Source organism: Lysobacter tyrosinilyticus, from assembly GCF_054779815.1.
Map to the genome: position 1 here is coordinate 252,513 of NZ_BAAGXN010000013.1, position 12,923 is coordinate 265,435.

Annotated in this window: 13 protein-coding genes and 1 pseudogene; 9 read left to right on the forward strand and 5 right to left on the reverse strand. The window is 66.0% G+C overall.

Annotated features, from left to right (window positions below; genetic code table 11):
• Positions 1-3 precede the first annotated feature (3 nt).
• Positions 4-426 (reverse strand): DUF1810 domain-containing protein, encoded by a 423-nt coding sequence (locus tag ACYVGK_RS15800; RefSeq protein ID WP_460735422.1) that lies wholly within the window; start codon positions 424-426, stop codon positions 4-6.
• Positions 427-609: 183 nt separating this feature from the next.
• Between ACYVGK_RS15800 and ACYVGK_RS15805 the strand changes: the two genes are divergently transcribed.
• From ACYVGK_RS15805 to ACYVGK_RS15820, 4 genes are all read left to right on the forward strand, one after another.
• Positions 610-3,015 carry a hypothetical protein gene (locus ACYVGK_RS15805; protein ID WP_460735423.1) on the forward strand — a complete coding sequence of 802 codons (2,406 nt, stop codon included), beginning with the start codon at positions 610-612 and terminating at the stop codon, positions 3,013-3,015.
• Between the two features lie 269 nt (positions 3,016-3,284).
• Positions 3,285-3,920 carry a hypothetical protein gene (locus ACYVGK_RS15810; RefSeq protein ID WP_460735425.1) on the forward strand — a complete coding sequence of 212 codons (636 nt, stop codon included), beginning with the start codon at positions 3,285-3,287 and terminating at the stop codon, positions 3,918-3,920.
• A 10-nt stretch (positions 3,921-3,930) separates the two neighbouring features.
• Positions 3,931-4,611: a helix-turn-helix transcriptional regulator gene (locus tag ACYVGK_RS15815; RefSeq protein ID WP_460735427.1), complete on the forward strand. Its 681-nt coding sequence runs from the start codon at positions 3,931-3,933 to the stop codon at positions 4,609-4,611.
• 167 nt (positions 4,612-4,778) lie between these two features.
• Complete coding sequence (locus ACYVGK_RS15820; protein ID WP_460735429.1) at positions 4,779-5,156, forward strand: cupin domain-containing protein; 378 nt, start codon at positions 4,779-4,781, stop codon at positions 5,154-5,156.
• 43 nt (positions 5,157-5,199) lie between these two features.
• Here ACYVGK_RS15820 and ACYVGK_RS15825 read toward each other — a convergent pair whose 3' ends face one another.
• Positions 5,200-5,946 carry a glycoside hydrolase family 25 protein gene (locus ACYVGK_RS15825; protein ID WP_460735431.1) on the reverse strand — a complete coding sequence of 249 codons (747 nt, stop codon included), beginning with the start codon at positions 5,944-5,946 and terminating at the stop codon, positions 5,200-5,202.
• A gap of 59 nt (positions 5,947-6,005) precedes the next feature.
• A complete protein-coding gene (locus ACYVGK_RS15830; protein ID WP_460735433.1) occupies positions 6,006-6,644 on the reverse strand; it encodes a YceH family protein in 639 nt (212 codons plus the stop codon).
• Positions 6,645-6,947: 303 nt separating this feature from the next.
• Here ACYVGK_RS15830 and msrB point away from each other — a divergent pair, with 303 nt between their 5' ends.
• Together msrB and msrA are read left to right on the forward strand one after the other, a co-directional pair.
• On the forward strand, positions 6,948-7,394 hold the full coding sequence (gene msrB / locus ACYVGK_RS15835; protein ID WP_460735435.1) for a peptide-methionine (R)-S-oxide reductase MsrB: 447 nt from the start codon (positions 6,948-6,950) through the stop codon (positions 7,392-7,394).
• Positions 7,391-7,897, forward strand: coding sequence for a peptide-methionine (S)-S-oxide reductase MsrA (gene msrA / locus ACYVGK_RS15840; RefSeq protein WP_460735437.1), 507 nt, complete (start codon positions 7,391-7,393; stop codon positions 7,895-7,897). Before msrB ends, msrA begins: the two co-directional genes overlap by 4 nt.
• A gap of 24 nt (positions 7,898-7,921) precedes the next feature.
• Here msrA and ACYVGK_RS15845 read toward each other — a convergent pair whose 3' ends face one another.
• Positions 7,922-9,814, reverse strand: coding sequence for a putative bifunctional diguanylate cyclase/phosphodiesterase (locus tag ACYVGK_RS15845; protein ID WP_460735439.1), 1,893 nt, complete (start codon positions 9,812-9,814; stop codon positions 7,922-7,924).
• A 192-nt stretch (positions 9,815-10,006) separates the two neighbouring features.
• Between ACYVGK_RS15845 and ACYVGK_RS15850 the strand changes: the two genes are divergently transcribed.
• Positions 10,007-10,465 (forward strand): hypothetical protein, encoded by a 459-nt coding sequence (locus ACYVGK_RS15850; RefSeq protein WP_460735441.1) that lies wholly within the window; start codon positions 10,007-10,009, stop codon positions 10,463-10,465.
• Between the two features lie 24 nt (positions 10,466-10,489).
• Here ACYVGK_RS15850 and ACYVGK_RS15855 read toward each other — a convergent pair whose 3' ends face one another.
• Positions 10,490-11,203, reverse strand: a complete 714-nt coding sequence (locus ACYVGK_RS15855; protein ID WP_460735443.1) for a glycosyltransferase — start codon at positions 11,201-11,203, stop codon at positions 10,490-10,492.
• A 175-nt stretch (positions 11,204-11,378) separates the two neighbouring features.
• On the opposite strand from ACYVGK_RS15855, the pseudogene cysK reads away from it, so the two are divergent.
• Positions 11,379-12,401, forward strand: a pseudogene (gene cysK, locus ACYVGK_RS15860) (cysteine synthase A); the annotation flags it as partial.
• A complete protein-coding gene (locus ACYVGK_RS15865; protein ID WP_460735636.1) occupies positions 12,384-12,905 on the forward strand; it encodes a glutaredoxin domain-containing protein in 522 nt (173 codons plus the stop codon). The pseudogene cysK and the gene ACYVGK_RS15865, both read left to right, overlap by 18 nt.
• Positions 12,906-12,923 lie beyond the last annotated feature (18 nt).

Genomic DNA, 12,923 nt, shown 5'->3' on the forward strand with positions numbered 1-12,923 from the left:
GGGCTAGGGCGCGCGCAGCATTGCTTCGGTGCGCGCGTCGGGGCCGTCGAAGTACTGCTGCAATGCCGCCGCGAACACCGGTTCGTCCGGCGCCGCGTGCACGAACAGAGTCATGCATGAGCGGAACTTGAGATCATCGGGAGCGCCGAAGACCGCGTAGGCATCGCCGCCGGCGCGCAATGCGAGCAGAGCGCATTCGCGCAAGCGCGTGCCGAGCAATGGATGGGCGAGATAGGCGCGCGCTTCGTCCAGCGAAGCGAGACCGAAGTGCTCGGCCATCGCGCTGTGCCCGAGGCCGCGTAGCTGCGGAAACACGAACCACATCCAATGGCTGCTCTTGCGGCCGCGAGTCAGTTCGTCCACGACCTCGGCGTAGATGGACGCCTGGGCGTCGACGAAGCGTTGCAGGTTCCATGGGTCGTGCATGGTGCTTCCCGCGGGACGGGTGGCCAGTTTTGACCGGCGGCTGGGCGCCCGCAAGCTCGGGTAGCTGCACCATTCCGTGCTGGCGCGAAGGTGGCGTCGCGTATCGCTCCGCCGCTAGGATCGCCCGCATCCTGGGGAGAAACAAACACAATGGGAACTCGAATCGATTCACGCTTGCGATGGATGGCGACTCTGGCAGTCGCGCTCGCAGTGGCACCGCCAGTCCTGGCCCAGCAGCGGGGCACGCCGCAACCAGAACTGCGCCGCGTGGTGCGACCCACGGCAACACTGGCCGTGGCGCCGGCTGTCATCGAGCCGCCGCCTGGCATCGCGGCACAAGTGCCGGCATCGGCGGTGGTGCTGCGACCCGGCAACAGCGCGACGACGCTGCAATCGCTGCGGGTCACGCGCCAGCACGCGCTGCCGGCGCTGCGCACGCGCCCGGTCGTTATCCTCCAAGCCGGCAAGGTCGACTTCAAACCGATGCTGTCGAATCCGCGCGCGCTGTTCAACGTCGCGCAGCGCCTGCGCGACGAACCACAGTTGGTCCAGGTCACCGCGGATGAAACCCAGGTACTGGAAGTAGATCAGGGACTGGTCGTGCGCAGCTTCCTCGGCTACCGCTTGCACACCGGCGCCTGTTCCGATCGCGGCCGTGCGGCCCGACTGGCCAATACCGGCGTGCGCTGCTTCACCCAGATGACACCACAGGCGCGGGCGGCGGCGTTCGCCAATCCGGCCGATCCGCATTTCGTCGCCGATCCGCGGCAACGCGCCAACGCGGTGCGCATGGCGGAAGACAAAGCGGTGCAGGTGCGCGCGCAGGTGACCGGCGATATCGCCACCCTGCGAAAGATGCTCGCCGACCCGGCGCAGCGTGCTTCGATCGACGCCGAGGTCGGTGCGGCCGAAGCGGCGCGCCTGGCCGCGCTCGATGATGCGCGGCTCGAAGCCGAGGTGGTCAATTCCGGTGAAACTCGCATCGAGCAGGTGATGTTCGTGCCGACCCGCGGCAGCGTGGATCAGGCCCGCTTCGGCAAGCTCTTGAACTTCGGCAAGGCGCAGCCGTCGGGCCAATCCGCCGCGCCTACCGTCGAGACGGCGATGCCGCCGTCGCAGATCACCCAGACACTCGAGCCGCGCGTGTTCCTGACCGGGTTCACCCTGGGGCGCGAATACGAATGGCGCCAGCGCGTGGAGACTTCGATCAACTGGTGCGTCGTCGGTTGCAAGAAGACCTATTACGTCGAGCTCTTCGCCGGCTTCAACTATGGCTTCGGCCTGCGCTTCCCGGTGACGGTGGGCGGCACGTATACCAACGACAACGGCACCGCTTCGCTGACCACCAATTTCCAGACCATCAACGGTGGTCCTGCCGAATACGCGCAAGCCGGATTACCTGCGCCGCAGCTCTTCGACGGCAAGGAACTGGTCGCGCAGGTCGGTGCGTATGCGGGCGTGGCGTTCAAGGTGCCGATCTTCGGCAGCAACAGCGCCCGCGCCGATCTCGGCAAGGACTTCACCGAGGGCTTGCCCGCGCCGTTCACGAATGGCCAGTTCCGCGCGCCGATGCCGGGCGAGAACCTGCCCGCGATGACCAAGGTCTTCGATGACTTCGACCTGGCCGGTGGACGTGCCAACTTCGGTGTCGTGGGTGGACAGATCTTCCCCGCGATCAAGGCCGAACTGCACTCGGATGCGCTGCGCTTCACGGTGCACGACAACCTCAACAACCAGGACACGGCTGTCACCAGCACGGGCCAGGTCGTCCCACTGACTGTGAACGCCGAACAGGTCAGCGATTTCACCATCGGTGCGCCGGTCTACAACCTGGGCTTCCTGGTCACGCCAGGCATCAATGCGCGACTCTTCATCGACATCGAAGTGTGGTCCGATCATTGGGACTGGCCGATCTGGTTCCCGCAGCTCGCGGTGGAACTACCGCCGGGTGGCATGGACTTCGCCTGCCATGCCGACACTGTGTGCAAGCGCAACTACCGCATCGCACGCACCGGCGCGATCGAAACGACGGGTGCGGGTGCCGCCTTCCTCAATCAGCTTGATGCCGAAACGAAAGCGTTCGATGCCGAGTGGCTGACGCAGTGCGCGGACGACATCTGCAAGACCGGCATCCGTCTGTTGCGGACGGACCTGTCCCTGTTCGGCAAGCAGACCGTCGAGACCAACGGCAATGCGAACTATGCGCAGGTCATGGGGCCGAGGTTTGAAAAGGCGAACGCGGCCGCTCCCAAATTGGTGCACGAAAGTCAGATGCGGCTGACCAAGAAGGCGAGCAAGGGTTGGGCGATCCTTGCGCAGGAGTTCTGGTCAAAGCGCTGCTCGGACCTGCCGTGCCTCGACAAGGTGGCCGTGCTCGCCGACCAGATGGTGGTCGCAGCCAACGTGCTGCAGTTGGCGAAGCCGAACGAGTCGTCGCTGGCAGTGCAGGGCGTGATCAACACTGAATATGGCGCGAAGTTCCAAGCCGAGATCGATGCGTCGAAGGCGCGGGCCACGCAGGTCACGTTGTTGAAGATGCAGCAGACAACGCCAGTGCTCTTCCAGGGCTTGCCGAGGAAGCCGCGCTGAGGCGGGCGCGCCTCAGGACTGTTCTTGCCCTTCTCCCCGCCTCGGCGGGGAGAAGGTGGCGCGAAGCGCCGGATGAGGGGTGCTTTTGCTCTGCGCTTACGTCCCCTCACCCTGCGTCGCTTCGCGACGCGGTCCCTCTCCCCGCAAGCGGGGCGAGGGATCGACTTCAGTGTCGTAAAAATAGCTTTACACATATGTAGCTTGTGCATAAGCTCCCCCGCTATCGAAATGCCCCTGTCGCGGTGTGCGACCGAACAGGAGCGATACCCATGAAGTACCTGACCTTTCTCTTGATCTCCGGCCTGCTGGTGCCGCCGGCCGTGCAGGCGCACGACGGCGCGCACGCCGCTCCGCCGGCGGCGGCGGTGCCTGCGCCCAAGCTGCAGGCAACGCTGCGCGCGCTGTGGCACGGCCATGTCGCACAGACCCGTGCCTACGCGCTCGCGGTCAAGGCCGGTGATGCCAAGCGCAGCGAAGCCGCGGCGAACGCCGTGGTCGCGAACGCGAAACAACTGGCCGATGCCGTCGCCGGCTTCTACGGCAAACCCGCGGGCGAACGCATGCTCGCGCTGCTCGCTGGCCATTGGGGCGCGGTGAAGGCGATGACCGATGCCGAACACGCCGGCAATCGCGCGGCGGTCAATGCCGCGATGACGACCTTGACGCAGAACGCTAGCGAGATCGCGGTGTTCCTGTCCGGTGCCAATCCTTACCTGCCGCAGGACGCGGTGCGCGGCCTGCTGCTCGCACACGGCGCGCATCACGCCGCACAGATCAGCGAAGTGATGCGCGGCGATCGCACCGCCGAGGCCAGGACCTGGGCCGCGATGCAACAGCACATGGACGTGATCGCCGACGCGCTGGTCGGTGCGCTGGCGAAGCAGTTTCCGAACAAAGTGAGTTGAGCGAGAACGAATGGCTGAACTGCGCCACCTCGGAACCACGCAACAGGCGCTGCTGCGGCACATGCTGCAGCAGCCCGACGGCATCGGCGTGGAAGCGCTGTGCGAACGCCTGCGCATCAGCCATAACGCGGTGCGACAGCACCTCACCGCGTTGATCGCGAAGGGTTGGGTGGAACGCATCGCCCCTCGTCCCACCGGCGGCCGACCGGAGGCGCGCTTCCGCCTCACCAGCGAGGCGCACGCGCTGTTCCCGCGCAACTACGGACAGATCGCCGGTGCGCTGATGGAGGGCGTGATCGCGAAGCTCGGCGAAGACGGTGCGCGCGAGATGCTGGTCGGCCTCGGTCAGGGGCTCGGCCGCGCCGAGCCGGCGCCTGCGCCGGGCGCTACCCGGGAAGACGTCGCCAACGCATTGGCGCAACGCATGGATCAGCTCGGTTACGAAGCTGTCGCCACCCAGCGCGGCGGCGAGACGCAAGTGGAAGCCTACAACTGCGTCTTCCACGCGTTAGCCCGCGCGCATCCGGACGTGTGCCGCTTCGACATCGCGTTCATGGAAGCCGCATCCCAGCATCGCATCCACCACATGGAATGCATCGTGCGGGGTGGCCACGTTTGCCGCTTCCGTATCGGCGAGGCCAAGCCGCGTTCGCCTGCCGACGCTGATGGCGCGTCAGGTCGAGGAGAATGAGGGCCATTGCTCACGAGGTTTTCAGATACTCCGCCAGATCCCGTTGTTGGTAAGCAGAAGCGAAAGCCGCAAGGCATGGTTCGTCGCGCCGAATTGCGCCATTCATGGACGCAGGCGAGGGCAACGGAAACCGGAGTACGCTGCGCTACCCACGCGCGAGCACCGTCATGAGCGAACCGCAACCCTCTCCCTACGACACCCGTCTCAACATCCTGTATCCGACGGGCGACGTGATTGATGTGCCTGCGCTGGTGTCGGCGAATACCCACCCCTGGTACAACCAGACGCTGTGCGCGGTGAATGAATCGGTGGTGCGCCTGGGCGTGCTGCAGGGCGAGTACCACTGGCATCACCACGAACGCGAGGACGAATTCTTCTTCGTCGTCAGTGGTCGCTTCCTGATCGACCTGGAGGACCGCACGGTCGAACTCGCTCCGGGCCAGGGCTTCGTCGTGGCCAAGGGATTGCGGCATCGCCCGCGTGCACCGGAAAAGACCGTGGTGCTGATGGTCGAGACGGCGTGCATCGTGCCGACGGGCAGCTGAGCGACACGCAGCGGAGCAATCAGCCCCTCGAATCGCGACGCGCTCAGTGCGCGTCCGCCGTTGGCGCAGGGCTGCTGGTCTGGGTGGCCACGGCGGACGAAATAAGCAGTGCCTGCAGACCCGCTTGATCGCCGTTGAAATAGCTGCCGTCGATCGGTGCCGTCGTGCCGGGCGGCTGCCAGGTTTCGGTGTACTGCCAGAAGGTCCAGGCCGACCAGCCGTCGGGCAATGTCGGCGCGGACACGCCGTACTGTGCCACCCACAGCGGGTGATTCGGAAAATGCCCACGCATGCTGTGGTCCCAGAAGTTGGGTCCGGTATAGATGATGGGCGACTGGCCGTAATGCGCCTGCAGCGTGGACAGGAAGGCTTCGAACTGCGTGTCGAGGTCGCCATCGACCGGACCGGTGATGCGTTCGATGTCCACCACCGGCGGTAGATCGCCCGGTTGCAGGTCGACGTTGCGAATGAACCACTCGGCCTGCGCCGCACCGTCGTCGTCGGTTTCGTAGAAGTGGTAGGCGCCGCGCACCAGCCCGGCTTCGCGCGCCGCGCGGAAGTTGTCGGCGAAGGCGGGGTCGAGGTAGTCCTTGCCGTCCGTCGCCTTGATGAAGGCGAAGCGCACCCCGTTGGCCTGCAGCGTGGTCCAGTTCACCGCGGTGTTGTGGTGCGAGGTGTCGACGCCTTCCAGGCGAGCGCCCGGACTCGCGGCGGTGACGATGCCGGTGGCGAGGCATGCGAGCAGCAGGCCGCAGCGAGCCATGCGGAAATGCAACGAAGTGGGATTCATGAGTACCGGTCCTTGGTCGAAGTGGAGTCCATTCCCGTTGGCGGCGCGGAGTGAGGGCGCTATCCGCGCAAGGCCGCGATTTCCTCGCGCAATGCCGCTACTTCGCTTTCTAGCGCGGCCACGCGCGCTTCCAGCGGCGACGCTTCCGCTTCGCTGCGCTGGGACAGGCGCTCGGAGATCGCGGCCACGTCGACCGGTCCGCTCAGCAGGTGCGCATAGCGATCCTCGCGTTGGCCGGGGCCGCGCGGGATCTGCACGACCAAGGCAGGCAGCCGCTGGATCAGGCGTTCGAGGTGATGACGCACGTCGTCGGCGTCTTCGAATTTGGCCAGGCGCTCGCTGCGTGCCAGCAATTCGTGCACGGTCTGCGCGCCGCGCAGCAGCAACAACCCCAGCAATGCGACCTGCTGCCTGGGCAGGCTGAAGACGGCGCCGGTGCGGTGCTCGTAGCGCTCGGCGCGCGAAGAGAACACCTGCTTCGCCAGACCCTTCGTCTCCAGCTGGCGCAAGGTGTGGTTGACCTCGCCGGGCTCCAGCGTCATCACCGGATCGCGCGCCGTCTTCTGGTTTGCGGCGACCTGCGCGGCATTGACGGTCAGCGGATAGGTGTCCGGCGTGGTGGCTTCCTTCTCGATCAGACAGCCGAGCACGCGCGCTTCGGCGGCATTGAGCAGGGGCAGAACGGGCGTCTCGGTCATGGACTTGCGGTGTCTGCAGGGGGCGTCAGCATAGCGCCGCGCTCGCGACTGTTGCCTCCCGCCGAGAAGCGCACGCCTCGCGCAACACCTGAACGGCGTCAAATCGCGCATCCCGCGTGGCGAATCCCGGGCGTCGGTTCCGCCCTCTTGTGCAGTAATTGGAATGGACGCCGATTCCCGGGACCAAATCCAGGCCGGATACCCAGCCTTGGACTTCCCGCCATCGGGCCCCATCTATCGGGTACCCCGCTTCCAAGCCTCCCCGGGCGTTCATTCCGATCGTCCGATCGCACAGGAGCCCCCATGAGCAACTACCGCAAGACCCCCGAAGCGCTCGCCAGGCTCACCCCGGAGCAGTATCGCGTCACCCAGGAGAGCGCTACCGAGCGGCCGGGCACCGGCGAATATCTGCACAACGATCGACCCGGCATCTACGTCGACATCGTTTCCGGCGAGCCGTTGTTCGCTTCTTCGGCGAAGTTCGAATCCGGCTGCGGCTGGCCCAGCTTCAGCAAGCCGATCGTGCCGGCCAACGTCAGCGAACTGCGCGATACCTCGCACGGCATGATCCGTATCGAAGTGCGCTCGGCCCATGGCGACAGCCATCTTGGTCACGTGTTCGACGACGGTCCGCGCGATCGTGGCGGATTGCGTTACTGCATCAATTCGGCAGCGCTGCGTTTCATTCCGCGCGAACAGATGGAAACCGCCGGCTACGGCGCGTATCTCGACCAGGTGGAGGACGTATGACTACCGAGAAGGCAATCCTCGCAGGCGGTTGCTTCTGGGGCGTGCAGGAACTGCTGCGCAAGATGGACGGCGTGATCAGCACGCGCGTGGGCTACAGCGGCGGCGACGTGCGCAACGCGACCTATCGCAACCACGGCAGCCATGCCGAAGCGGTCGAGATCGTGTTCGACCCCGCGCGCATCAGCTATCGCGAGCTGCTGGAATTCTTCTTCCAGATCCACGACCCGAGCACGCGCAACCGCCAGGGCAACGACATCGGTACGTCCTATCGATCGGCGATCTTCTACACCTCGCCCGAGCAGCAACGCGCCGCGCTCGATACCATCGCCGACGTCGATGCGTCCGGCCTGTGGCCCGGCAAGGCGGTGACGGAAGTGACGCCGGCCGGTGACTTCTGGGAAGCCGAGCCCGAGCACCAGGACTACCTGCAGCACTATCCCACCGGCTACACCTGCCACTTCGTGCGCCCTGGCTGGAAGCTGCCGCGTCGCGCCGTTGGCTGACGCTTCATCAGCACAGCGGCGGCGCTAGTGCCACGCCGACCTTGCCTGCGCTGCCGGCGGATGCGCCAGCGTCTCCAGCAGCACGTCATGATCGAGCGAAGGTGCGTACAGCCAGCCCTGGATGCGGGACACGCCCAGGTCGCGCAACGCATCGCGTTGTTCGGTGCGTTCCACGCCTTCAGCGACGACCTCGACGTCCAGCGCGTGGGCGAGTTCGCGGACCGCGGTCACCAGGGCGACATCGAAGCGCTCATCGGGCAAGCCGGCGACAAAACTGCGATCGACCTTGATCGCATCGATCGGAAAGCTCTTTAGGTACGCCAGTGACGAATAACCGGTGCCGAAGTCGTCGACTGCGAGCCCGACCCCCAGTTCCTTGAGGCGCTCCATGGTGTGCAGCGCGTCGTTCATGTCATGCATCAGCGTGGTCTCGGTCACCTCCAGACACAGCCGTTCCGGAGGCAGTCCGCACTGGGCCAGTGCATCGGCGACGTCGTCGACCAGGCCAGGCGCCTCGAACTGCTGCGCCGAAACATTGACGCGCAGGGTCAACGGCGGTTCCTGCGTCGGCCATTCGCACGCGTCCTGGCAGGCCTGTCGCAGCACGTAGCGACCGAGCGGCAGGATCAGCCCGGATTGCTCGGCGACATCGATGAACTCACCCGCACCCAACAATCCCTCGGGCATGCGCCAGCGCACGAGTGCTTCCGCGCCAGCCCAGCGGCCCGAACGCAGGTCGAATTCCGGCTGGTACTGGACCTCGAAATCCTCGTGCTCCAAGGCGTCACGCATCGCCCGTTCCATGCGCAGGCGCTCGACCAGCGCGCGGTGCTCGCTGATCTCGAACACCTCGAAACGATGGCGGCCCTGTGCGCCCGCGCGTTCGCTGGCTAGTTCGGCGTTGCGCATGAGCACGCGCGGATCGCCGACCTCCAGATCGCGGGCGAAGGCGACGCCGACTGCGGCACTGGCTTCCACGCCGTGCCAGTCGGACACGCTGCGCACGGCTTCGACACAGCGTTCGGCAATCTTGATTACCTCGCGCTCGGGCACATCGCGATGCGACAGGATCGCGAAGCCGTCGGCGCGGACACGCGCCAGCGCACCCTGCTCGCCGATGACCGCGCGCAGCCGTCTGGCCACTTCAGCCATTACATCCTCGGCGGTAGGCGCATTCGCCGGCATCGCGGTGACGTAGGGCAGGGCGATGTGGATATGCACCACCGCAGGCGCGTGGTGGACATCGAACTGCAGGGCCAGGCGCTCACGCACGCGTTCGACCAGGTAGTCGCGATTGGGCAGGTCGGTGACCGGGTCGTGCAGGCGCAGGTGCGCCAGTCGCGTTTCGGCGCGATGGCGCCGGTAGATTTCGACCGCCATGATCACGTAATCACCCATGCTGCCGGCGAAGGCGATCTCTTCCGCCGTCCAGGCGCGCATCTTGCCGACTTGCTCATGGCAGATTACGCCGACGAGCTCGCCTTCCAGACGTACGGGCGCGTCGAGCAGGGAGTGGATGTCGTGCCGGTGCAGGTATTCGCGCAGCGCGCCGCGCGAGCTGGCGGTGCTCGGGTCGACACGTACATCCACGACATCGATCGCGCGAACGACTTTCAGGAAGTCGATGTACTCGCCGTCCATCGGCAGGCTTTCCAGCGCTTCGGCCGCGGCGTGCTCGCCGGTGGAGCGGGTGTAGGCGTGCACGCATTGCAATCGCAGCGGATCCGGTAGCAGGCGCCAGATGTTGACGCGCTCGACCTGCATGGCATCCGCAGCAGTTTTGCAGATCACGCTGAAGGCATCCAGCAACGTGCAATCGGGATGCCAGACGGCGCGGGTCAGCTCGACCAGCGCGCGGGTGTAGCGGGAGTCCGGGCTTTCGGGGAACGGCGCCTCGCGGCCCAGGATGGCGGACATGGCAGCCTCCTCGCCTTGAACCTGCCGTCGCCACCTGTCGACGCCGGCTTTACGAGGCACTCTAGCACCGGGGTCGTGTGCGGGCGTTCATGCGGCTTTGCCGGAGTTGAAGCAGCGTTGGCAGGCGATTGGCGTCGCGAATGTGTCAATAATCATCTGGCGCCACGCAGGCGCGCTTGAAGGAGATGGCAGATGCTGGCTCGGATCTTTCCCGCGGTGGTGGACAACCGCTTCCGTGGTTACGCACCGGCGCTGTGGCTGTTTGTGCCGTTGGCCTTGATGAAGCTGGCGCTCGGTGTGGCGCACATCGTGCGTGCCGATGGCGGTGCGCAATCGGTCTCGACCATCCCACTCGATACGTATCCGGCCGGCGCCGCACAGAACATCATCGGCTTGATGGCGCGCATGGGACTGGAGCAGTTCCTGCTCGGTCTCGTTTTCTTCGTCGTGCTGTTGCGCTATCGCGCGCTGCTGCCGCTGATGTACCTCATCGCGGTGCTGCACTTCATCGGGGGCAAGGCGATCGGGGCAATGAAACCGCTCGCACTGGCCGGCGTGTCCGGCGCGGCGACGATGCATCTGATCATCGGCGCGATCAGCGTGGTGGGACTGGTGCTGTCGCTGATGGGTCGGAACTATCGAAACAACTAACGGCGCGGGATCGGTGAATGCACGTCATTGGTCCTTCGGACTGTGCTGACGCTTGCCGTACCAGAGCGTGAGGTGTTCGCGCGAACGCAGGATGCGGCGGCCGTTCAAGGCGAACCGCCATAGCAGGCGTGCCTGCGCAGCCACGCCGTAGGTGTGTTGCTTGCGATTGGAGGTGGATACCGATTCGCGCAGCATCACAAAGCGCCCCTGGCGGGCGAGGGCCCGGCTCAGCACGATGTCTTCGGCGGCGAAATAGCGTTCGTCGTAGCCGCCCGCCGCTTCGAATGCGGCACGGGTGCAGAACTGGAAGCAGCCCGGTGCGATCCGGGTCCAGCGCAATGTCGGCATCGCCAGCCCCATCGCCATGCGCTCGTACCAGCGCAGCGGCCCGGCCAGTTGCACCGTGCAGCCACCGCCGACCGCGCCCGCGTCGAGCGCACGCATGGCTGCGGCGAGCACGCTGGGGTTGACCTGCGTATCCGCATCGACAAACACGAAGCGCGCGCCCAGTGCCGCGACGGCCCCGGCATTTCTTGTGGCGGCGATATGGCGGTGCTCGACCCGCAGCACCCGCGTGCCGAGGGATGAGGCAATCGCGGCGGTGGTATCGCTGGAGGCGTCGTCGACCACGACGACCTCGTACTCGAGCTGCAACATGCGCGCCGCTTCGTGCAGGCTCTGCACGGTAGCGCCGATCAACAGCGCTTCGTCGTGCGCGGGAACGATGAACGAGATCACCGCGCGATCATCGCAGAAATCGCGTGGCCCATGATGTGTTGATTCGCGCGATGTGGAAGCCGGCGAAATCGAGGCGGCAAGCCGGCGATTTGACAGCCGGCGGACACGCGCGGAAGGTGGGCTGCGCTGCAGCGTCCGGCTTCCGGGCGCCTGCTGAATGCGGAGGTAGGCGGCCATGCCAGCTGTGTCCGGACCGGCGAAATTCGACAGCATTCTTGGCACGGTCGGGCGCACGCCGATCGTGCGCCTCAACAAGCTCGCACCGTCGCGGGTGAACGTATTCGTGAAGGTCGAAGCGTTCAATCCGATGGGGTCGGTCAAGGACCGGCTCGCGCTCGGCGTGATCGAGGATGCCGAGCGTCGCGGCACGCTCCAGCTCGGTCAGACCGTGATCGAGGCGACCAGCGGCAATACCGGCATCGGCCTGGCCATGGTGTGCGCGGTGAAGGGTTATCCGCTGGTGGTGACGATGGCGGAGAACTTCAGCGTCGAGCGCCGGCGGATGATGCGGTTTCTCGGTGCCAAGGTGGTGCTGACGCCCGCCGCGCTGAAGGGCAGCGGCATGCTCGCCAAGGCGGTAGAACTGGCCCAGGCGCACGACTGGTTCCTGTGCCGGCAGTTCGAGAACGAAGCCAACGCCGACATGCATTCGCGCACCACCGCGCCGGAGATTCTCGCGGCGTTCGAGGGCGAGCGGCTCGATTACTTCGTCACCGGCTACGGCACCGGCGGCACGCTCAAGGGCGTCGCGCGCGTGCTCAAGGCACAGCGTCCGGACACACAAGTCGTCGTATGCGAACCGGACAACTCGCCGATCCTCGGCAGCGGCATCGCACAACCGCGCGCTGCGGACGGCACGCCAAGCGAAAGCCATCCCGCGTTTCGCCCGCACCTGATGCAGGGCTGGACACCCGACTTCATCCCCAAGCTCACCGAGGACGCGCTGGCCGCGAAGTACGTCGACCGCGTGCTTGCGATCAATGGCGCCGATGCGATGCGGCTGTCACGCGAACTGGCGCAACGCGAAGGCATCTTTGTCGGCACGTCCGCGGGCGCGACGCTCGCTGGCGCGCTACAGATCGCCGCCGAAGCACCCGATGGCGCCACGGTGTTGTGCATGTTGCCGGACACCGGCGAACGCTATCTCAGCACGCCGCTGTTCGAAGGCATCGGTGCGGAGATGTCCGCGGAGGAATGGGACATTTCCCGTTCGACGCCGGGCGCGCGTTTCGATGCGCCACCGTCGCCCGCGCCGCCGTCGGCCACACCAGCTGCGAAGGAAGACAGCGTTGCCGCGCCCCAGGCTTCGGCCGAAGTGGAGGCCTTCGTCGCGCAGCTGCTCGCCGATCGTGAGCAGCCGCTGGTGCTGTTCGCGCTGGAGTGGTGCGAGTTCTGCTGGTCGCTGCGCAAGCTGTTCGCGCAGTGCGGTATGCCGTATCGCTCGGTCGACCTGGATTCGGCGGCCTATCAGCGCGACGACCGCGGTGGCCAGATCCGCGCGGTTCTCGCTGCGCGTACCGGCAGCCGTACGATTCCGCAGGTGTTCGTTGGCGGCGAATACATCGGCGGTTGCACGGAAACGCTAGAGCTCGCGAAAGACGGAAGACTGCAGCGACTGCTCAAGTCGCATGGCGTGAGCTGCGACGAGAGCGTGAGCGTCGTTCCGCAGGCGTTGTTGCCGGCCTGGTTGCAGCCACGGTAATCGGCCGGAATCGATCGG